Below are 19,339 nucleotides of genomic sequence, written 5' to 3' on the forward strand. Positions count from 1 at the left end.
GGACGGCACGCAACGTAACGCAGCCAAGGCAAGGCAACAAGAACCAAGCCCGGCCGCATGCCGCAGCCATCGAACCTGAACGCTTAAATTTTTGAATATTTTCGGAGAGAAATCATGACCAAGACCCGCGCCCTCAAGATCGCTTCGACCCTCGTCCTCACGCTGGCCGCCTTTGGCGCCGCCCAGGCCGCCCCGGTATCCGCCGACAAGTACGGCTACGAGTTCCGCACGTCGGTGCCCGCCGACAAGTATGGTTACGAGTTCCGTACGTCGGTGCCTGCCGACAAATATGGCTACGAGTTCCGCACGCACGACACGTTCACGGACGGCGCCCGCGCTGGCAAAACCGATCCGTTTTCCGACGGCGCACGCACAGTGGCCGGCCTGGACAAGGTAGGCGTGTCCGCCGAGCCTGCCCGCAAGGCCGATCCTTACCTTGACGGCGCCCGCAACGCCGATCCTTATACGGACGGCGCACGATTTGTGGCCGGACTGGACAAGGCAGGCGTGTCGGCTGACCCGGCCCGCAGCTTCGACCCCTTCCTCGACGGCGCACGTGCATGAGCGATGTCACGCGCAAATCCAGAGGCGTTACGTAACCCGTAACGCCTTTTTTGTTTTGCCCGGCACGTCTTGAGCGGTGCCAGCGTGCGCCCCGGCGCCCGCCCGAAGTAGGGTGGCGAAAGCTGGAACGACCGGTGGCTGCGGCACGGCGGGTGGACGATTGAAACGATGGTATGGCGCGCGCCCGGCGGCCTCACGTCTGGCATGTGGTTTGCAGATTCGGATCGGTGAACACGATTGAAACGCAGCGTTCAGACTTGCCGACCGGGAGACCCGCCATGTTCCAGAACTTTGCCGCCCAGCCCGATGCCGTGATCGTGCGCGATGCACGGATCGCCGCCGCGATCGATGCCGCGATGCTGCGCCGCCGTGACGAATACGCCGGCCAGCCGATGGCATGGAGGATGTTCTGCGAAGCGTCGCACGTGGCCACCTTGTGCGACCCGTTGCGGATGGCGTTTATCGAGCGCGTTGCCAATGAGCGCGGCGCCGACATCGCGCTGCGCCTAAAGGTCAAGGCCGAAGCGATCCGTGCGGAGGCGATTGCGCGGCTGTTTTGATGCTGGCGCCGCGCTCGCGCCCCCGTCCGGTGAGGCGCGCTGACCTACGGCAACACCGGGTTGGCCACCGCGCGCGCGATGATCGCATCGGCGTCGCGTTGCAAAAGCAGCCGCTGGGCGACCAGCGTGTTGGCCGCCGCGGTGACCGCCGCCACATATCCCGCCTGATCCGTATAAAGCGATTCGAGCGAAGGGCGTGCGTCGCCCGCGGCAATCCGCGCCGCTTCGGTCTTGTGGAACGGAATGAACGACCCGGTCAGATTGGACAGGTCGACGATGCCCGGCATCGCCACATAGTTGAATTCGAGGCTCGTGCCGATCGGCGCGCGGGCTTCCACGCTATGAATGCCGGCGCGCGGAATGCCGGTCGACGCATCGACCTGCGGCACCAGGATCGCGTAGTCGCGATTCATATAAGCCGGCGGCAGCAGCGTGGCGATGCCCGATTCGTCCTCGCGACGGTATTGCGGCCCGAAGTCGAGCAACGGATAGCCGTTATAGCGCGCCAGATACTGGAAGTCCGGGATAGGCGTGGGCGCGCCCGATACCGGCCACGTCACGCCTTTCATCGCCGGCAGCGCCAGACTGGCGGGGCGCACCAGTGTGCCGTCGGCTAACGCGGGCACCTGGCTTGCGGGCGGCGTTGTGCCGCGCACCACCCAGTCTTCCAGGTCGATGAACAGTGCGCGGAACGTGTCGTTATGGTGGATCACCGTGCCGGCCGGATACACGTTGCGCGTCGGGTCGAACGAAATGCTGGTGGTGCCGCCCGCCCCACCGTGCTGCGTGCCGGCGTAATAGTAGATGCGCACGTTGTCCGGCTGCTTCAGGTCGGTGAACCCGTTGGCGTCGGTCAGCACGGGTGAGCCCTGCAGTTGCCAGAATTCCGTACCGGACAGGCCAAGGAAAAACTTGGGGCAGGTGTTGGTCGCCGCGCAGCGCGCCATCACGCCACCGGTCTTGCCGGAGATGTCGTCGACATAGTCCTTGTCGAGTCCGCGCGGCGCGGTCTGGCCGAAGGCCGTATGGTCGGTGCGCAATCCGCCGCCGCCGCCGGGCACGGCAAAGCGCGTGTTGATATTGGTCTGGCGCGCGGCCACATGCGCGTAAATGCCGTCGAATACCTTCGAGCCATCCAGCGCCTGGTTAAAGCCAAGATGCAGGAAGGTCTTCATCGCATTGCCGGACTGCGAAGTGCCCTGGCCGATCGCGTGCGTGATGCGGCCCGACAGCGGATTGGGCGTGCCAGCGCTGTCTGCAGTCTTGCTCCGGAAAAAGCTCACCGTGTCGCGCAGCGCGGCCAGGCCGACGCCCATCACCTTCGGATCCTTGGCGACGTAGACCAGTTCATACAGGTACTTCGGATCGAAACTGCCGCGCAGGCACACGCTGGCCGGATCGGCCGTGCCGGGGAACGGGTTGGCGCCGTCGCATTTGGCGAACTTCCAGTCGCTGGGTGCAATCGCCACGCGCGGGTCGGTTTCATTGGCGCGGCGCGTCAGCGAGTATCCGGGCTGCGTATTGTCCAGGCTCGCGGGTGCGTAAGGCAGCATCGTGCCGTTGAAGACGCCGCCCGGCAGCGTCATCATCGGCGTTGCGGTGGTGGGCACCAGTTCGGATCGATAGGTGCCGGTAATCGACGTACCGTCGGCGTTTTTCGCCACCGGCACCGACACGGTAAGCCGCGCGGGGCTGGACTTGGGCACATCGCCTTGCCATGCCGCATAGAGCAGCACGTAGCCGCGTTCGAGGTACACGCCGTCGCTGGGCGTGACGGCGGGATTGGGCATCGTGAGGATGTTGCCGCGGTTGGGCGCGTCGTAGCGCAGCACGCCACTGGCCTTGCTCATGTCCTTGGGCTTGAGCATGACGAAGTCCGCCGTGTATTCGACCATGCCGTTGGCATTGACGGGCGCGAGCGCAAGGTCCTGGATGACGGCGTTCCTGGGGTCCTTCGGATCGATCTCGCCGCTGACGGTGCCGGTAAGCTGTTCATATTGGCCGACGCTGCCATAGGTGCCGGCAAAATCCTGCTTGCCTGTGATCTTGAGGCTCAGCGCCGGCGTGCGCGCAGGCGTGGCGCCGGCATTGCCGGCATTGCTGCCAGAATTGTCGTTGCTGTCGTTGCCGCCGCAGCCTGCCAGCAAGGTGATCCCCGCCGCAAGGGCGAGCGCTGCCGCGTGCCGCCGATGTGCACGTGCTTCCATCGATGTCTCCTCGTATTGTTATCGGATGCGCCCCGTCGATGCGGGAGGCGCCTCGAATATAGGCTCGGGAGATTGTGCTGATAAATTGATTGTTTGGATCGATTGATCGATCCTGCGGAAAGATCGTCGGCGGCGCGTTTGCGGCGATATTCCGCTAACATCGTCATCCGTTCGCTACCATCGCCGCCGCGCCTGACGCCCATGCCACCGCTCGACACGCTGTTGCCGTTTCTGGGAATCGCCATCCTGCTGAGCCTTGCGCCCGGGCCGGACAACATTTTCGTGCTGCTGCAGTCGGCCATGCACGGCACGCGCGCGGGCCTGACCGTGGTGCTGGGCCTGTGCACGGGTCTGGTGGTCCATACGGCGGTGGTGGCGGTGGGATTGGCCGCACTGCTGGCCGCGTCTATCGTGGCATTTACCGTGCTGAAGATCGCCGGGGCGTTATATCTGGTCTATCTGGCGTGGCAGGCGTTTCGCGCGCCGGTTGGCGAAATCGGCAAATCGGATACGCCAGTCAGGGCGGGCCGCCATATGTACTGGCGCGGCGTGGTGATGAACCTGACCAATCCGAAGGTCGTGATCTTTTTCCTGGCGTTCCTGCCGCAGTTCGTCGATGCACGGCAAGGCCATGTGGCGCTGCAACTGATGGTGCTCGGCTTTGTGTTCATCGTGGCCACGCTGCTGGTGTTTGGATCGATCGCGTGGTTTTCCGGCGTGTTCGGCCGGTTGCTGATGCGTTCGGCGCGCGCGCAACGCGCCATCAACTGGTTCGCGGGAACGGTATTCCTGGCGCTGGCCGGCCGGCTTGCGCTGTCGCAGCGCTGACGGCTCAGGCGAACGTGATCGCGCGGCGCCGTTCGGGGTGTTCCAGATGCGGCACGTTATTGAAGCTGAGCAGACGCTGTGTACCGCGGCCGACGATCAATTCGCAGAAACCGGTGTTGCGGAACTGCAGGTTCAGCTCGATGGCGGTCTGCGTCGGCGCACCGAGCAGGTCCGCCACGGCGCGCCCGATGGCGCCTCCGGAGCTGACTACCAGCAAGGCGTCCTCGCGCGCAGCGCCTTCCGTGGCGTGCGCCAGCGCATCCTGCATGCGCGCGCCAAACGCCTGCCATGTCTCCGGCATGGCCGGTAGCTGGTCCTGCGTCCATGCGGCAAAGGCCGCGCGGAAGGTGCGCCAGTAATCCTGATAGTCGCCGTTCTGATGGGCGCGATGGTCTGCGCCGTTGGTGAAGCTGCGGTACAGCGCTTCGCCGTCATATTCGTTGAGGCCCGCATGCGTGCCGACCGGCGTTGTGGCGGCGCCCATGCCGTTCAGGATCTCCGTGGCGGTGTCTTGCTGGCGAACCAGCGTACCGGCCACCACGCGGCGGAACTGCACGCCGCGGTCCTTGAAATATTCACCCAGCCATCGCGCCTGCTGGCGGCCGACATCGGACAGGCAATCGTAGTTGGCAGCGCCGAATGAGGCTTGCCCGTGGCGGACCAGAAAGAGCGTGGCCATGATGTGCGAAAGAAGCGGAAGTCGCGAAGGATCGATGCCGCGATTCTAGTCACGCAACGCTGGCGGGCCTAGAAAGACCCGCCAGAATTCATGGCGGTCATGGTTTCGCTGCATGCCGCCCGCTGCGGAGCGAGCGCGCGGCGGTCAGTCGAGCGTCACGCCAGTATCGGCGGTCAGCTTGAGCACCACGGGCAAATATGCCTTGTACGCCCGTTCGGCTTCCTGCGGCGTGTTGCCGATCGGCTCGGCGCCCATTTCCTCGATCTTCTCCTGCATGGCCGGCGATTTCACCAGCGCAACCACTTCGCGGCCGATTTTTTCGACGATGGCGTCCGGCGTCTTGGCCGGTGCCAGCAGCGTGGAAGGACCGACGATCTTGTATGCGGCGTCGCTGTAGCCGGCTTCGGCGAAGGTGGGCACATCGGGCAGCGCCTTGGCACGCGTGGTGCCGGCCACTGCCAAGGGGCGCAGCTTGCCCATGGCGATGTGCTGGCGCAGCGTGGTCACCGACCCGATCGTCAGGTTGACTTGCCCGGCGAGCAGATCGGACACCATCGGCCCTTCGCCGCGATAGGGCACGTGCAGGATGTCCACGCCGTAGGTCTTGTCCATATACGCCTGGATCGTGTGCGGCTGGGTGCCCGGGCCCCACGACCCCATGCGCAGCTTGCCCGGTTCCTTTTTTGCGTAGGCCAGCAATTCGGCCACCGTCTTGACCGGGACCGTACTGTTGACGGTCAGCACCGTGCGCGCCGTCGCGATGTCCGAAATCGGCCGAAGCTCGGTGCGCGGGTCGTACGGCAGTTTCTTGTAGAGCGCGATGTTGGCAGTGATTGGCCCGGGAATGGTCATCAGCAGCGTGTAGCCGTCCGGCGCCGACTTGGCGACGAAATCGGTGCCGATGATGCCGCCCGCGCCGCCCTTGTTCTCTACGACGACCGTTTGGCCCAGGCGTTTGGACAGCCCCTCGGCCACCTGGCGCGCGAGCGTATCGGTGAGCCCGCCGGCCGGGTAGGGCACCACAAGCCGGATCGGCTTGGTCGGATATTCGCCCTGCGCCAGCGCGCTGGCTGGCAGCACCGGCAACAGCGCGAGCGCGGCGCACGCAATGCGCATGGCACGCCGCCGCGGCGGCAGTTTCGATTGCTTCATGGTGTGTCTCCTCGTTTGTGGCCCGGTCCGCTTGGCGGACAGCGCCGCTATGGTTGCGGCTTGCCGGGCGATTCTGGTTGGGTGCAGCGAGGGAAAAACAGATCAGGCGTTGATGCCCAGATAGCTTGTGACCATCCGTGCCATCTCTTGGGCCAGCCGCTCGTCGTCGAGCGGCAGCGGTCCGGGATCGTTGAGTACGGCGTTGACGAGCGTGCCAAAGACCATCTGCATGGCAAAGCGCACGCGCAGTTCGGCTTCGTCCGGTGCGCCGGACAGGCGCGGCACCAGCAGCGCCACCAGCCGGTTGACGATCTCCTGGCCATTGCGCTGGTGCAGCAGCCACTCTTCGGGCCGTGCCGCCGATTGCTTGAGCGAGGCGCGCAGGATGCCGCGATTGTTGCGGCAGCCGTTGACCATGAAGCGCAGGATTTTCTCGATGATCTGGTGAGCTGGCACTTCGTGCCAGCGGGGCTCCGCCATGTAACGCGCCACCGAAGCGTCCGCTTCTTCCATCACCTTGGCGCGCAGCGCCTCGAAAAACGCCATCTTGTCGCGGAACCGGCCGTAGAAGGCGCCCACCGACACGTGGCACGCCGCGGCGATCTGCGCCACCGACACCTCGGCGAAGTCGCGCTCGGCCAGCAATTGCCGCCCCGCGGCCAGCAGCGCCGCCTCGGTTTCACGCGCGCGCCGTTGGCGCGGCGGTTGAAGGACCGACGGCGTTTCGACTTGCGGGAAACCGGCGGTGGCGGATCCGGCACTCACAGAGGATGGATGCATGGGGATTTTCCGTATTCGAATTCGGATTCGGTTTTGCACCTTACGGCCCGATTGCGCCACGCGTCAAGTTGCGGGGTAGGATTTCCAATATATGGAAATTCGTTCCGCTTTTTGACACACGGCAACCCACGCGCCCACACTGGAAAACAGGAGACAAGATGCCCATGAACACGCCGGTCGAACAATTCATCGCCGAACGCCGCCTCGAGGATCCCTCGTTTGGCGGACTGCTGGCCAAGGGCTTTGCGCTGCTGCGCTGCTTTATCGACGACCCGCGCCCGCTGGGCAATGGCGAACTGTCGCAACGGCTGCAACTGCCGCGCGCCACCGTATCGCGCATCTGCCGCACGCTGTTCGAGCTTGGCTATCTGGATTGGGACCCGAAGCTCGACAAGTATTTTGTGGGCGCACAGGTGCTGGCGCTGGGATATCCCTATCTGGCCGGCTTGCAGGTGCGGCATCTGGCGCGCCCGCTGATGCAGGCGCTGGCCAGCCAGCTGGAAGGCGCGGTGTCGATGGGTGTGGCGCACCGGCTGGACGTCACGTACCTGGAATCCTGCACGCATAACGAAGGCACGTCCGCACGGCCCACGGTGGGCGCGGTGCGGTCGGTGATGACCACCGCCATGGGGCGCGCGTATCTATGCACGCTGTCCAAGGTCGAGTTCGAGAAGCTGATGGGCGCGGCGCGCACCGAGCGTCCCGAAGAATTCGCGGCCTGTTACGAGACCGTCTGCCACAACGTCGCCCATTACCCCAAGCGCGGCTTCACGCTCAACGAGGGCGATGCCGGCAGCGATATTCACGGCGTGGGCGTCTATTCACGCATCACCTATCTGAACCGACCGCTGCTATTCAATTGCGCGATTTCCGGCCTGCGCGTCAAGCGCGGGATGATGGAAAAGCGCGTTGCGCCGCTGCTGCGCGAGATGGTTCGGTCGATCGAAAGCATGGCTGGCGTGAGACGTTAGCCGCCGGTGCGCGGGACCGGATCTTCCCGCCTGACTGAACGGCCGCGGCACGTACCGCGCCGTCATCGATGGAGACACCATGCAGGACCTGCAACCGTTGCTATGCCCGCGTTCGATCGCGATCATCGGCGCTTCCACCCAGCCCGACAAGGTGGGCGGGGTACCTATCCGGCTGTTGCGCGAACTTGGCTATGAAGGGCGCGTTTTCCCGGTGAATCCTGGCGCCGACACCGTGCAGGGCGTGCGCGCGTATCCCACTATCGAGTCGATTGGCGAGCCGGTGGATCTGGCCATCGTGGCCGTGCCCGCTCCCGCGGCGCCCGACGTGATGATGCAACTGGGCAGGGCCGGCACACGCGCCGCGGTGGTGTTCACGTCCGGTTTTGCCGAAGTCAGCGGCGGCGAGGCGCTGCAGCATGCACTGGCCGATCAGGCGCGTGCGCACGGCGTGCAACTGCTGGGCCCCAACTGTCTTGGTGCGATGAACCTGCGCGAGCGCATGTACGCCACGTTCTCGCCGATGCCGTTCGCGGGCGTGCCGCCCGTTGGCGAAGTGGGTCTGGTCAGCCAGAGCGGTGCGTTCGGCGCGTATGCGTTTGCGCTGGCGCGAGAAGCGGGGCTGGGGCTGAGCCACTGGGTCACCACTGGGAACGAAGCGGGTTTGCAGGTGGCCGACGTGATCGAATGGCTGGCGCACGATCCGCAGACGCGCGTCATCCTGGCGTATATCGAGGGCGCGCGCGACGGCATGCGCTTGCGGCAGGCATTCGCCGCGGCGCGCGCCGCGGGCAAGCCGGTGGTGGTCGCCAAGGTGGGCACCACTGCGGCGGGCGCCAGTGCCGCGCAATCGCACACGGCCAGTCTGGCGGGCGAGGATGCCGTCTATCAGGCGGTATTCGACGAATACGGCGTGCATCGCGCCCACACGCTTGAAGCATTTTTCCGGCTCGGTTATACGCTTGCGCGCGGCCGTCGTCCCGCCCAATGGCAATCGCCGACCGGCATGCCCGCCGATGCCGTGGCGCCCGTGGCGATCGTTACGGTGTCGGGCGGCGTGGGCATCATGATGGCCGACAGCGCCGAGTCGCAAGGCCTGCCGCTGCCGCCGATGCCGCAGGCCGCCGCACAGGCGCTGCGTGCCGCCATTCCGTTTGCCAGCACGGCCAATCCGATCGACGTAACCGGACAAGTCGTATCGCAGCCGCAGGTCTTTGTCGACGCCCTCGCGAATGTCGCGCGCTGCGGCGAATACGGCAGCGTGGCCGCATTTCTGGCTGGCGGTGTCAACGCACCGCGGCTGTGGAGCGTGCTGCAGGAAACCGTGGAGACGCTGGCGGGTGACAGCGCCGCCGCGCCGTTGATGATCTCCGGCGTGATGGATGACGAAAAGCGCGCGTGGCTCGAGGCGCGCGGTTGCCTGGTGTTCAAGGAGCCCGCGCATACCATGGAAGCGGTTGCCGCACTGGCGAAGGCCGCCGCCATGGAAGCGTGTGCATCGGAGGCAAACGACACGCCCGAGCTCACCTTGCAAGGCCCGCGGTTGCCGGATGACGCCACCGCATTGAGCGAAGCCGAAGCGATGGCGTGGCTGGCGGAAGCCGGCGTTCCGGTGGCGCCGCATGGCCTGGCTCATGACGCCGACGCGGCGGTACGTATCGCGGAATCGATCGGATTTCCGGTTGCCGTGAAAATCTGCTCGCGTCACGTTCTGCACAAGAGCGATATTGGCGGCGTGATCCTGAACCTGCAAAACGCTGACGACGTGCGCGCGGCATTTACGCGCGTGCGCGAGGCGATGGCGCGGGCGCGCGATGCATCGGGAAGTCCGGTGCCGTTCGAAGGCGCGCTCGTCGCACGCATGGTGCGCGGCTGGGGCGAAATCATGGTGGGCGTGCGTCGCGATCCGGTCTTTGGACTCGTGGCACTGGCTGGCATCGGCGGCACCGCTGTCGAGATTTTCCGGCAGATGGCGTTCGGCCTTGCGCCGCTTTCGCGTGAGCGTGCCCGCGCGATGCTGCTGCAAAGCCGCGCCGCGGCGTTGTGCATGGGGCACCGTGGGCATCCGGCGATTGATCTCGATGCGGTGGCCGATGTGCTCGTCAACGTGTCGCGCGTGGCCGCCGCCATCGGCGAGCGCCTGGACACGCTGGAAATCAATCCGTTCATCGTCGGCCCCGACGGGCTGGTGGCGGCCGATGCAGTCATCACGCTGCGCTGACGCGCCGCTTCTATTGTCGACACTACGAGAGACAGACTATGCGAGCAGAGTTTCGCAGGATGCGGCGCACCGTCGGCCTGGCGCTGCTGGGGCTGGGTGTGAGCGGCGCACTGCCGGCGTACGGTGCATCCCCGGCTGATTCCTATCCCGCCAAGCCGATTCGACTGGTGGTGCCTTTTCCGCCCGGCGGCGGCACCGATGTGATCGGACGCATGGTGGCGGCGCGCCTGTCCACCGTGCTCAAGGGCACGGTTGTGGTGGAAAACGTGGCTGGCGCCACCGGCACGATCGGCGTCGCGCAGGTGGCGCGCGCCGCGCCCGATGGCTACACGCTGGTGCTTGGCATCTCCGCCACGCACGCGATCGCGCCGTCGATCTTCCCTAAGCTGCCTTACGACCCATTGCGCGATTTCGTGCCCATCAGCCGCATTGCCTACGGCGGCAATGTGCTGGTGGCCAACACATCGCTGCCTGCGCACGACGTGCACGCGCTGATTGCGCTGGCCAAGAAGCCCGGCGCGGATCTGACCTACGGATCCTGGGGTCCGGGATCGGGCGGGCATCTGGCGGGCGAAAGCCTCAACGTGTCGGCCGGCGTTCATATGCGGCATGTGCCGTACAAGGGCGTGGCGCCGATGCTGAACGATGTGATGGGCGGCACGCTGCCAGTGGCCATGTCAGATCTGGCGGGCACCTTGGCGCTGATCCGCAGCGGCAAGGTGCGGGCGCTGGCGGTCTCGGGCTCCGAGCGATCTCCGGCGTTGCCCGATGTGCCGACCTTCGCGGAATCCGGCATCGCGTTCCGCGTCGACAGCTGGTACGCCCTGTTTGCGCCCGCCAGGACGCCGCCAGCCATCGTCGACAAGCTGGAAAGCGCGATGCAGGAAGCGATGCGGGATCCGGCGCTGCAGGCGCAGATCGGCACGTTCGGAATGCGCTACGCACCGATATCGCGCGCGCAGTTTTCCACACAGATCCGGGATGACACGCACGCGTGGTCTTCGCTCGTGAAATCGAGCGGCGCCGCGCTGGAGTGACCCCACAACAGATCAACGATCCACCCTTCCAGGACCAGGACCACGCAGATGAACCATCCCGCTTCCTCCATCTTTTCCACGCCCGTGTACACCAGCCCGCAAGCAGCGCTGGTGGCCAGTGCCGCGATTCCGCTGGTGATTTACGGCTATCCGCTGATCGAGACGCTGCGCACCTGTCGTCTGCAGACGTCGGTTGATACGCCCACGCAATACGGCCGGGCGCCGATGAACATGCTGTCGGCCAGCGCACGCCAGTGGACGCACGAAGATCGCGACATCGTCACGCCGGCAAACGATCTGCTGTATTTCTGCGGTTGGCTCAATCTGGCCCAGGGGCCGGTGACGCTGCGCGTGCCGGCGCTGCCCGATGCAGACCGCTACTACGTGATCGAACTGCTGGACGCGCATACCAACAACTTCGCCAATCTCGGGCCGCGCAACGTGCCGCTGGAAGGTGGCGATGTCGAGATCGTTGGTCCGGGGCAGCAGGGGCGAGGCGAGCACGTGGTGCAGGCGCCGACATCGCTGGTGTGGGTGCTCGGCCGCGTGCTGGTGGCCGGGCCCGATGATCTTGCGCGCGCCTACGCCTTCGAACAGGGCTTTCAGGTCGTCCACAGCGCAGGCCCGGCGCGTCCCGCAAGTGTGGCGCAGTGGCAGGACTCTGGCGATGAAGCCATCGACTTCTTCCAGAACCTGTTTCGCGCCATGCGCGATTTTCCGCCCGCCCCGCACGAGCAGGGGCTGTTCACGTTGCTGCGCAAGGTGGGCCTGCGTCTGGAAGACGACGTGGAGATCGCGACGATGCGCGCATCGGTGGTCGAAGGCCTGCGCAGCGCCTATGCGCAGGGCATGGCGCTGATCGAGGCGCATACGCGCAGTCAGGGCCACAAGGCTTGGGGGTACAGCCTGCGGCTGGGCGTCTACGGGGATGACTGGCTGCTGCGCGCCTGCACGGCGATGAAGGGACTGGGCGCGCTGCGCGCCGACGAGGCGGTCTATGCCATGGCGGATTTCGATGCCGATGGCCAGCGCCTGCATGGTAGGCACCAGTACGCCTTGCGCTTTCCGCCGGGCACACTGCCGCCGGCCGAAGCGTTCTGGTCCGTTTCGCTCTACGGCGAGGACCGGTACTTCACCGCAAACGAGATCGGCCGCTACGCGGTGGGCGATCGCACACCGGGATTGCGCCGGGAACCGGACGGCACGCTGGTGATCACCGTCGGCCATGCGCGGCCGACGGAAGACGCGAACTGGCTTCCCGCGCCGGACGGCAATTTCTATCTGATTCTGCGGCTGTATCACCCGAGCGCGGCTTTCATGGCGGGGCAGTACACGATTCCGGCCGTGCAACGGATCGGCTGAATCGCCTAAGCGCCCACGCGACACTACGACAAGAACGACAGGAGACAACCAAGCATGCAGCAATCCCACGACGATATGCAGCAACTGGCGCGCGACGCCATCATCTACACGCTGCCCCTTTATGAAATGGCCCGCATGCGCGCGGCGACGTGCCCGCGCCGCAATCCCGCTGGCACGTTTGCTGGCGATGGTCCCGCATCGACGCTGCGCTGGGTGAACCAGCTGATCCACACGCGCGAGTTGCTGGGACCGCAGCATCGCCAGGTGGTCACACCGAACAACGATACGCTCTACACCAATGCGTGGATCGATCTGTCGCGCGGGCCGGTGTTGCTCGATGTGCCCGACTTCGCGGGCCGATACTTCGTGCTGGGTCTGCTCGATTTCTATACCAATCCGTTTGGCTACCTCGGCAGCCGTACCACCGGTACGCGCGCGGGAACGTTCCTGCTGCATGGGCCGGATTGGCACGGCAGCGTGCCTGCCGGCGTGCAGGCCGTGGCTTGCCCGACCAGCGCGGTCTGGATGATCGGCCGCCTGCTCGTGAACGGCGCCGATGACCTGCAAGCCGTCCATGCACTGCAGGATGCAATTGCGCTGAAGCAGCTCGATGGCCAGCCAGCCGCGTTCCGTCTCGACGTGGGCATGCAAGCCCAGGAGCATCTTGGCGACGCGCGCCGCTTTGCCGAAGTGGTGAACCGCATGCTCGAACAAAACGCGCCGCCGGCTGCCGAGGCGGACATGGTTGCGCGGTTGGCAGCGGTAGGAATCGGCGCGGGTGTTGACCCATCGCCGCCGCAGATCGACCGGCTCGACACGGTGTTGCGTGATGTGCTCGGCGACCTCGCCGAACCGCAGGCGTCGGACATGGGCGGCGGCTGGGCGATGTCGGTGGACGTGCGCGAGTCGTACGGCACGCAATACCTGCAGCGTGCGCTGGTGGCGCGCAACTACATCGGCGCGCTGGGCGTGCAGGAAGCGATGTACATCATCGCCGATCGCTGCGCGGACGGCGCGCCGCTGGACGGCCGCCTGCAGTACCGGCTCCATTTCCCGGCCGGCAATCTGCCAGAGGTTGACGCGTTCTGGTCGTTGACGATGTACGACAAGAACGATTGCATGCTGGTGCCCAACGATATCGCGCGCTATTCGCTGGGAGATCGGTCGCCGTCGCTCGCGTACGATGCCGATGGCGGACTGACGCTGCTGCTGTCCGCGCAGCCGCCCCGCGACCGCGCGCAGCAGGGCAACTGGCTGCCGGCACCATCGGGGCCGTTCTATGTAGCGTTGCGCCTGTACGTCCCGCGCGCGGCGCATCTGGATCGCACCTACCGTTATCCCGCTATCGAACGCGTGAAGGAGGCGTCATGACGCCATCGCAACTGACGCGCCGCCGCCTGCTTGGGGCAATGGCGCTTGCCGGCGTGGTCCCGCACGCTTGGGGCAACAACTGGCCCGCCAAGCCGGTACGCCTGGTTTCGCCCTATGGGCCTGGTGGATCCAACGACACGTCGGCGCGCGTGTTGGCCGAAGCGCTGAGCCGCAAGTATGGCCAGCAGGTGGTGGTCGAGAACAAGCCGGGCGCCGGCACCCGCGTGGCCAGCGAATCGGTCGCGCATGCTGCACCGGACGGCTATACGTTGCTGTGGGCCGCTGCGCCGTTCGCGATCAACACCGGGGCTGGACTGACGCAGCGTTTCGATATCCACAAGGACTTTGTCGCGGTGGGGCCGCGTGTGCTGGGGCCGCTGTTCCTGATCGTCAACGCGAATTCGCCGGTCAAGACCGCGGCGGACTTCGTGAAACTGGCGCAGCAGAAGCCCGAAGGCGCCACGTTTGCGTCGCCCGGCATCGGATCGGGCCCGCATCTGACCGCGGAACTGTTCGCATCGCTATCGAAGTTCAAGGCGCTCAATGTTCACTATCGCGGAGACGCCACGGCCTATACGGAGCTTCTCGCTGGCCGCGTGGATGCGACGCTGACCGCCATCACCACGGCGCTGCCATTCATACAGGCAGGCAAGCTGCGCGTGATTGCGGTGGCGGCCGACGCGCGCACGCCGGTGTATCCCGATGCGCCAACCTTTGCCGAGCAGGGTATGCCAGGCGTGGTCGGTTATGGCTGGTTTGGGGTCGTAGCGCCCGCGGGCACGCCGGCGGCAATCGTGCAGCAGGTCAATCGCGACGCCAGCCACGCGCTGGAGGATGCGCAGATCCGCCAGAAGTTGCTGGCGCTGGGCTTGCAACCGATGCCTGGAACCAGCGCGGAGTTCGCCAGCTTCATCGATAGCGAGGTAAAGAAGTGGGGGGCGCTGGTCAAGTCCCGCGGCATCGTGCTGGAGTAGGGGGCGACACCTTCGCGGCGCGTGCGCGGTCGTAAAACACTGCGCACGGTCCATGAACGGCGCTAAGATTCGCGGATCCCCGTGTCCGGAGCTGCCAGCGTGCCACGTATTTGCCTGAACATGATCGTCAAGGACGAAGCGCCTGTCATCGAGCGCTGCCTGCGGAGCGTCAAGCCCTGGATCGATCATTGGGTCATTGTCGATACCGGATCGTCGGACGGCACGCAGGAGTTGATCCGCAAGTTCATGGCCGATGTGCCGGGCCTGCTGCATGAAAGGCCCTGGCGCGATTTCGCGCATAACCGCAACCAGGCGATGGCGCTGGCGCGCGAGCGGATGCGCAATGCCGATGACTTTCTGCTTTTCATCGATGCGGACGAGACGCTGCGCATGGCGCCGGGATTTGCATGGCCGCAGCTCGATGCCGACGGCTACCAATTCCGCTGCGAACTGGACGGCTGGCAGTACTTGCGCAATGCGCTGGTCTGCGCGCAACAGCCGTGGCGATGGGAAGGCGTGCTGCACGAATACCTGACGCAGGACGCGCCGCATCGATGGGCCGCCTTGCCCGAGGCGACGATCGTGGTGGCGCGCGACGGCGCCCGGGCGCGAGCGGGCGACACCTATCTGCGTGATATCGAGGTGCTCGAACGTGCGGTGCGCGACGAGCCCGCCAATACCCGCTATCGCTTTTATCTGGCACAAAGCTATCGCGATGCTGGCAAGCTGGACGAAAGCATCCGCGTCTATGCGGAGCGCGCCGCGATGGGCGGCTGGGAAGAGGAGGTCTGGTTTTCGCAATTCCAGATAGCGGTGCTGCGCGAGCGGCGCGGCGATGCGCCAAACGCCGTGCGCGAAGCCTACCTGCTTGCCTACCAGGCACGTCCCGCCCGCGCCGAGCCGCTTTGCGAACTGGCGCGGTATCACCGCTTGCGCGGAGAGTTCGCGCTGGCCCACCTGTTTGCACAGCAATCCGCGGCGATGAAGCGTCCCGCCGATGCGCTGTTTGTCGACGAATCGGTTTATGCGTGGAGGGCGCTGGATGAACTGGTGGTCAGCGCGTACTACGTAGGAGCGATCGAACAAGGCGCCCAGGCGCTGCGGCGGTTGATCGAGGAGGCGCGGTTCCCGCAGCATGAGCGACAGCGTATCGAAGGTAATCGGCAATACTTTGGTTTATAGGGCGCGTGCAGTCGGCACTTCCCAGAAATGTCATAAAAACGTCACAATAGTGGTTTGGATTTCCCGCCGCGTAGAGCGGGGACGCACCCGGAGAGAGAAGATGACGTTGTTCGATGTTCGCCGCGCATTGGCGGTGCTGGTCGCAATGCCGCTTGCCATGGCCGCAGGCATGTCTCAGGCCGCATGGCCGGACAAGCCGATCCGGATGGTGGTGGGTTTTCCGCCTGGCGGTCCGGTCGATACGCACGCGCGCATCCTGTCGGAAAAGCTTCAGCCGATACTGGGCCAGACCGTGGTGCTCGACTACAAGGCCGGGGCGGCAGGGAATATCGGATCGGACAACGTTGCCAAGGCAGCGCCCGATGGCTATACGCTGCTGATCGCCAACACCGGGCAGATGGCCATCAACAATTCGCTCTATCCCAAGCTGCCGTACGGCATGCCGAAGGACTTTGCGCCCGTGGCCCGTACCGCGTTGATCCCGCTGGTCATGGTCGTCAACAACGATGTGCCGGCGAAAAACCTGAAGGAATTCATCGCCTATGCCAAGGCGAATCCGGGCAAGCTCAATTTCGCCTCGGGTGGCAACGGTGGCATTTCCCACCTGATGCCTGAAATGTTCAAGCAGGCGTCGGGCACGTTTATCGTCCATATCCCTTACAAGGGCAGTGCTCCGGCGCTGACGGACGTGATGGGCGGTCAGGCGCAGATGATGGCCGATTCGATCCCGCTGTTCACGCAGCACATCAAGACCGGCAAGGTGCGTGCGCTGGCTGTGACGTCCGGCAAGCGGTCGCCGGCGCTGCCGGATGTGCCGACCATGGAGGAATCCGGACTAAAGGGTTTTGAAGTCGTGGGGTTCTACGGCGTGCTGGCCCCCGCGGGTACGCCCAAGGACATCGTCGAGAAGCTGTCCGCGGCGCTGCGCACGGTGCTTGCGGACCCGGATACCAAGGCCAAGCTTGAGGCGCAAGGCGCGGAACCCGCCTGGCAATCGCCGGAAGCGTTTGCGGCCACGATCGTCACCGAGCAGAAGCGCTGGGGGCAAGCGGTGAAAGCTTCGGGCGCAAAGATCGACTGATCGGCCGGCCCACTGACCTGTTGACTTGCTGGCGATTGGCCGGCGCGATGGGCCCGGCATGCGAGCCAGCCCGCTCAGCTTGCGGCGGAGACCTTGCGTGCCAGCCCCGCGCATGAACCGATCAGACGCTGCGCGCAGCACGCGTTGCCCGTCCATTCGCCGCGGCTGACATTGCCGTCGGGGCCGGCAATCAGCTTGCGCTGACAATGTGCCACCGTCGCTGGCGGTTCCAGTCCCGCATCGCGCGGACCATAGCCGGGCGGGTGCGCGGTGGGTATCTCGTCGATCCATACATAGGCCGTGCCGCCCGGCACCGTTTGCACTGACTGCGGCGGCCCCCACTGCGCCTTGACCTGTTCCACCGGCGCGCCTTTCCAAGAATCGAAAATACGCTGCATTGCGCTGGACTCGATACTGGCGCAGGCGCTGATCAGCGCGATGGCGCCACTGGCCAGCAGCGCTGCTTGGCGGGTGCGATGGACGGGCGAAACAGGCATGACGGCTCCATTGCGAGGTAGCAGACCCTCCAGTCGGAGGGTAACGGAGTTCTGTTTCAAACGGCGCGGCCCTATGCGCGCTGGCGCACCAAGCTGCAATGCCCGACCGTGTTGGGATGGCTATCCGAACAGTCTTAGCGCCTGTTGATCGACGACCTGTCTGGCTGCGCCCCTGCCGGGCCGCTGGATCGCGTTGCGCGGCCTGACGTAGCGATCGGGCAGTATCGCGATGGGCTCCGGCGACGTCAGCGTGAACACATGCATCGAGGGCAGTGGCACCGCGCGGGCCTTCAGGTCCGGCAGACGGGGCGCGAGAATCTTGTAGGTGTCGAGGTCGAAGCGCGGCGCGACGGCTGGCAAGCGCTCTGCGTCTGCCAGCGTAGCGGCAGCGCCCACATAACACCAGTCCTCAATGACAAGCCACGGTTTTCCCGCGTCGTCGCTTTCGCGCCAGGCCACGGCGCCCGAAAACGGCCACGGCTGCAGCGCCAGCGATTCCAGCGCAGCCAGCGTGCGGCTGCGATGCGCGTCGCGCGACTCCTCGCCGGTGCAAGCGCCGGCGCAGCGATGCAACTGGCGCGCGAAACACGGATTGCCGCGACGTGCCGACGGTTCGAGCATCAGCGTCGCCTGGCAAAGACCATGTTCTTCGGCGAGGGCACGCAGACGCGCCTGTGCGGCGGCCCGGCTCGGGAACGCGCCATAGAGCGCGGGATGGCGGGAGAAGTCGATATGTCGATTCGAACGCAGAAGGGGTGCAGGCAACCCGTCGACCATTTCCCAGGCAAACAGCTCGTCGCTCTGGCGCAGAAGCTGATTGTGCAGCGGTCGCATTGTCTTGACGAGCTGCGCCTCGAGCAGCAGCGCGCCCACTTCGCCGCCCGTTTCCCGCCAGTCCACGCGGCGTACCGCGCGCGCTAGGCGCATTTCGGTCGCGTTGGTGTGATCGCCGGAGAAATGAGCACGGATGCGCTGCCGAAGGTGGACGCTCTTGCCAACGTAGAGCAAGGCGTCATCGTCGCCATAAAACAGATAGATGCCGGGTCCGTGCGGCACGTCGTCCAGCGCGGTTTCCGTCAGGCCGGCGGGCAGACTGGCATGTTTGACGAGCGCCTTCACCGCGGATTCGACCAGATCGACCGTATAGAGGCCGTGAATTTTCTGCCAGAACTGCCACAGCAGGTCCGCATCGGCCAGCGCGCGGTGCCGGCCCTTGGGCGTAAGGTTGAAGCGGGCGATCAGCGCGTCGAGGCCATGGCGCTCCACCGACGGGAATAACGAGCGCGACAGGCGCAGCGTGCACAGCACATCGGCGCGAAACGTGATGTCGGCCCGGCGAAATTCGTTCTTCAGGAAGCTGTAGTCGAAGCGCGCGTTGTGGGCGACGAACAGGCGGCCTTGGAGGCGCTCGGCCAGCAGCTCGGCAATCGAGGCAAAAGTGGGTTGTCCGCGCACCATGGCATCGGTAATGCCTGTCATCCCCTGGATGAAGGGTGGGATGGCTGTTTGCGGATCGATCAGGGTATCCCACTCTTCAATGCCATGCGGGCCGACTTCGACCACGCCGATTTCAGTGATGCGATCGCGATTGGCGTCGGGGCCCGTGGTTTCCAGGTCGACGAATACGATCGGCCGGGACAGGGCAGCCGCCAGCGCATGGGCGTCAAGTACGCCAGGATCGCGGCTGGAGAGGCGTTCGGGCCAATAGGTAGGCGGCTCGTGAGTGGTCGTCATCGGGGAATTCTAATGGATCGGAAAATTCTTTTTCGAAACCCCCTTGCGCAGACGGCGGTAGTCCACTAATATTCGCCCCCTCGCAACACGAAGCGCGCTGCCAAGGCAGTGTTGGCAAGGGTTTGCGGGGCGGCAGTGGTTG

17 protein-coding genes are annotated in these 19,339 nt (G+C 65.4%); 11 read left to right on the forward strand and 6 right to left on the reverse strand.

The genetic code is table 11. The features are described from left to right. Nucleotides 1-114: 114 nt before the first annotated feature. Nucleotides 115-564 carry a hypothetical protein gene (locus AC1RKI_RS19845; protein WP_061956940.1) on the forward strand — a complete coding sequence of 150 codons (450 nt, stop codon included), beginning with the start codon at nucleotides 115-117 and terminating at the stop codon, nucleotides 562-564. Nucleotides 565-842: 278 nt separating this feature from the next. Then, nucleotides 843-1,124 (forward strand): DUF7696 family protein, encoded by a 282-nt coding sequence (locus AC1RKI_RS19850; protein ID WP_061956941.1) that lies wholly within the window; start codon nucleotides 843-845, stop codon nucleotides 1,122-1,124. 44 nt (nucleotides 1,125-1,168) lie between these two features. Here AC1RKI_RS19850 and AC1RKI_RS19855 read toward each other — a convergent pair whose 3' ends face one another. Continuing rightward, complete coding sequence (locus tag AC1RKI_RS19855; RefSeq protein WP_492796741.1) at nucleotides 1,169-3,331, reverse strand: alpha/beta hydrolase domain-containing protein; 2,163 nt, start codon at nucleotides 3,329-3,331, stop codon at nucleotides 1,169-1,171. 201 nt (nucleotides 3,332-3,532) lie between these two features. On the opposite strand from AC1RKI_RS19855, the gene AC1RKI_RS19860 reads away from it, so the two are divergent. Further along, nucleotides 3,533-4,159 carry a LysE family translocator gene (locus AC1RKI_RS19860; protein WP_492796743.1) on the forward strand — a complete coding sequence of 209 codons (627 nt, stop codon included), beginning with the start codon at nucleotides 3,533-3,535 and terminating at the stop codon, nucleotides 4,157-4,159. A 4-nt stretch (nucleotides 4,160-4,163) separates the two neighbouring features. Here AC1RKI_RS19860 and AC1RKI_RS19865 read toward each other — a convergent pair whose 3' ends face one another. From AC1RKI_RS19865 to AC1RKI_RS19875, 3 genes are all read right to left on the reverse strand, one after another. After that, on the reverse strand, nucleotides 4,164-4,838 hold the full coding sequence (locus AC1RKI_RS19865; protein WP_227460245.1) for a histidine phosphatase family protein: 675 nt from the start codon (nucleotides 4,836-4,838) through the stop codon (nucleotides 4,164-4,166). A gap of 144 nt (nucleotides 4,839-4,982) precedes the next feature. Beyond that, nucleotides 4,983-5,990 carry a Bug family tripartite tricarboxylate transporter substrate binding protein gene (locus AC1RKI_RS19870; RefSeq protein WP_492796746.1) on the reverse strand — a complete coding sequence of 336 codons (1,008 nt, stop codon included), beginning with the start codon at nucleotides 5,988-5,990 and terminating at the stop codon, nucleotides 4,983-4,985. A 102-nt stretch (nucleotides 5,991-6,092) separates the two neighbouring features. After that, complete coding sequence (locus tag AC1RKI_RS19875; RefSeq protein WP_492796748.1) at nucleotides 6,093-6,770, reverse strand: TetR/AcrR family transcriptional regulator; 678 nt, start codon at nucleotides 6,768-6,770, stop codon at nucleotides 6,093-6,095. Nucleotides 6,771-6,934: 164 nt separating this feature from the next. Between AC1RKI_RS19875 and AC1RKI_RS19880 the strand changes: the two genes are divergently transcribed. The 8 genes from AC1RKI_RS19880 (at nucleotide 6,935) to AC1RKI_RS19915 (ending at nucleotide 16,966) form a co-directional block, all read left to right on the forward strand. Further along, nucleotides 6,935-7,741 (forward strand): IclR family transcriptional regulator, encoded by an 807-nt coding sequence (locus AC1RKI_RS19880; protein WP_061956946.1) that lies wholly within the window; start codon nucleotides 6,935-6,937, stop codon nucleotides 7,739-7,741. 79 nt (nucleotides 7,742-7,820) lie between these two features. Continuing rightward, nucleotides 7,821-9,959, forward strand: a complete 2,139-nt coding sequence (locus AC1RKI_RS19885) for an acetate--CoA ligase family protein (RefSeq protein WP_492796750.1) — start codon at nucleotides 7,821-7,823, stop codon at nucleotides 9,957-9,959. 38 nt (nucleotides 9,960-9,997) lie between these two features. Further along, nucleotides 9,998-10,996, forward strand: coding sequence for a Bug family tripartite tricarboxylate transporter substrate binding protein (locus AC1RKI_RS19890; protein WP_061956948.1), 999 nt, complete (start codon nucleotides 9,998-10,000; stop codon nucleotides 10,994-10,996). 48 nt (nucleotides 10,997-11,044) lie between these two features. Beyond that, complete coding sequence (locus AC1RKI_RS19895; protein WP_492796753.1) at nucleotides 11,045-12,358, forward strand: DUF1254 domain-containing protein; 1,314 nt, start codon at nucleotides 11,045-11,047, stop codon at nucleotides 12,356-12,358. 54 nt (nucleotides 12,359-12,412) lie between these two features. Next, a complete protein-coding gene (locus AC1RKI_RS19900) occupies nucleotides 12,413-13,729 on the forward strand; it encodes a DUF1254 domain-containing protein (RefSeq protein ID WP_492796755.1) in 1,317 nt (438 codons plus the stop codon). Further along, nucleotides 13,726-14,703 carry a Bug family tripartite tricarboxylate transporter substrate binding protein gene (locus tag AC1RKI_RS19905; protein ID WP_150981183.1) on the forward strand — a complete coding sequence of 326 codons (978 nt, stop codon included), beginning with the start codon at nucleotides 13,726-13,728 and terminating at the stop codon, nucleotides 14,701-14,703. The genes AC1RKI_RS19900 and AC1RKI_RS19905 overlap by 4 nt, the downstream gene beginning before the upstream one ends. A gap of 99 nt (nucleotides 14,704-14,802) precedes the next feature. Next, nucleotides 14,803-15,885: a tetratricopeptide repeat-containing glycosyltransferase gene (locus AC1RKI_RS19910; protein WP_235430255.1), complete on the forward strand. Its 1,083-nt coding sequence runs from the start codon at nucleotides 14,803-14,805 to the stop codon at nucleotides 15,883-15,885. A gap of 100 nt (nucleotides 15,886-15,985) precedes the next feature. Next, entirely contained in the window at nucleotides 15,986-16,966 is a 981-nt protein-coding gene (locus AC1RKI_RS19915) for a Bug family tripartite tricarboxylate transporter substrate binding protein (protein ID WP_061956953.1), read from the forward strand. A gap of 74 nt (nucleotides 16,967-17,040) precedes the next feature. On the opposite strand, the gene AC1RKI_RS19920 is transcribed toward AC1RKI_RS19915, so the two are convergent. Beyond that, nucleotides 17,041-17,463: a hypothetical protein gene (locus AC1RKI_RS19920; RefSeq protein ID WP_061956954.1), complete on the reverse strand. Its 423-nt coding sequence runs from the start codon at nucleotides 17,461-17,463 to the stop codon at nucleotides 17,041-17,043. Between the two features lie 120 nt (nucleotides 17,464-17,583). Continuing rightward, entirely contained in the window at nucleotides 17,584-19,197 is a 1,614-nt protein-coding gene (locus tag AC1RKI_RS19925; protein ID WP_492796759.1) for a 3'-5' exonuclease family protein, read from the reverse strand. Nucleotides 19,198-19,339 lie beyond the last annotated feature (142 nt).

The organism is Cupriavidus sp. GW822-FHT06G04 (assembly GCF_058799075.1).

What these genes read in the sequence shown, in the direction of transcription:
- AC1RKI_RS19845 (WP_061956940.1), top strand. Translation starts at nt 115, where the DNA reads ATGACCAAGACCCGCGCCCTCAAGATCGCTTCGACCCTCGTCCTCACG.
- AC1RKI_RS19850 (WP_061956941.1), top strand. Translation starts at nt 843, where the DNA reads ATGTTCCAGAACTTTGCCGCCCAGCCCGATGCCGTGATCGTGCGCGAT.
- AC1RKI_RS19855 (WP_492796741.1), bottom strand. Translation starts at nt 3,331, where the DNA reads ATGGAAGCACGTGCACATCGGCGGCACGCGGCAGCGCTCGCCCTTGCG.
- AC1RKI_RS19860 (WP_492796743.1), top strand. Translation starts at nt 3,533, where the DNA reads ATGCCACCGCTCGACACGCTGTTGCCGTTTCTGGGAATCGCCATCCTG.
- AC1RKI_RS19865 (WP_227460245.1), bottom strand. Translation starts at nt 4,838, where the DNA reads ATGGCCACGCTCTTTCTGGTCCGCCACGGGCAAGCCTCATTCGGCGCT.
- AC1RKI_RS19870 (WP_492796746.1), bottom strand. Translation starts at nt 5,990, where the DNA reads ATGAAGCAATCGAAACTGCCGCCGCGGCGGCGTGCCATGCGCATTGCG.
- AC1RKI_RS19875 (WP_492796748.1), bottom strand. Translation starts at nt 6,770, where the DNA reads ATGCATCCATCCTCTGTGAGTGCCGGATCCGCCACCGCCGGTTTCCCG.
- AC1RKI_RS19880 (WP_061956946.1), top strand. Translation starts at nt 6,935, where the DNA reads ATGAACACGCCGGTCGAACAATTCATCGCCGAACGCCGCCTCGAGGAT.
- AC1RKI_RS19885 (WP_492796750.1), top strand. Translation starts at nt 7,821, where the DNA reads ATGCAGGACCTGCAACCGTTGCTATGCCCGCGTTCGATCGCGATCATC.
- AC1RKI_RS19890 (WP_061956948.1), top strand. Translation starts at nt 9,998, where the DNA reads ATGCGAGCAGAGTTTCGCAGGATGCGGCGCACCGTCGGCCTGGCGCTG.
- AC1RKI_RS19895 (WP_492796753.1), top strand. Translation starts at nt 11,045, where the DNA reads ATGAACCATCCCGCTTCCTCCATCTTTTCCACGCCCGTGTACACCAGC.
- AC1RKI_RS19900 (WP_492796755.1), top strand. Translation starts at nt 12,413, where the DNA reads ATGCAGCAATCCCACGACGATATGCAGCAACTGGCGCGCGACGCCATC.
- AC1RKI_RS19905 (WP_150981183.1), top strand. Translation starts at nt 13,726, where the DNA reads ATGACGCCATCGCAACTGACGCGCCGCCGCCTGCTTGGGGCAATGGCG.
- AC1RKI_RS19915 (WP_061956953.1), top strand. Translation starts at nt 15,986, where the DNA reads ATGACGTTGTTCGATGTTCGCCGCGCATTGGCGGTGCTGGTCGCAATG.
- AC1RKI_RS19920 (WP_061956954.1), bottom strand. Translation starts at nt 17,463, where the DNA reads ATGCCTGTTTCGCCCGTCCATCGCACCCGCCAAGCAGCGCTGCTGGCC.
- AC1RKI_RS19925 (WP_492796759.1), bottom strand. Translation starts at nt 19,197, where the DNA reads ATGACGACCACTCACGAGCCGCCTACCTATTGGCCCGAACGCCTCTCC.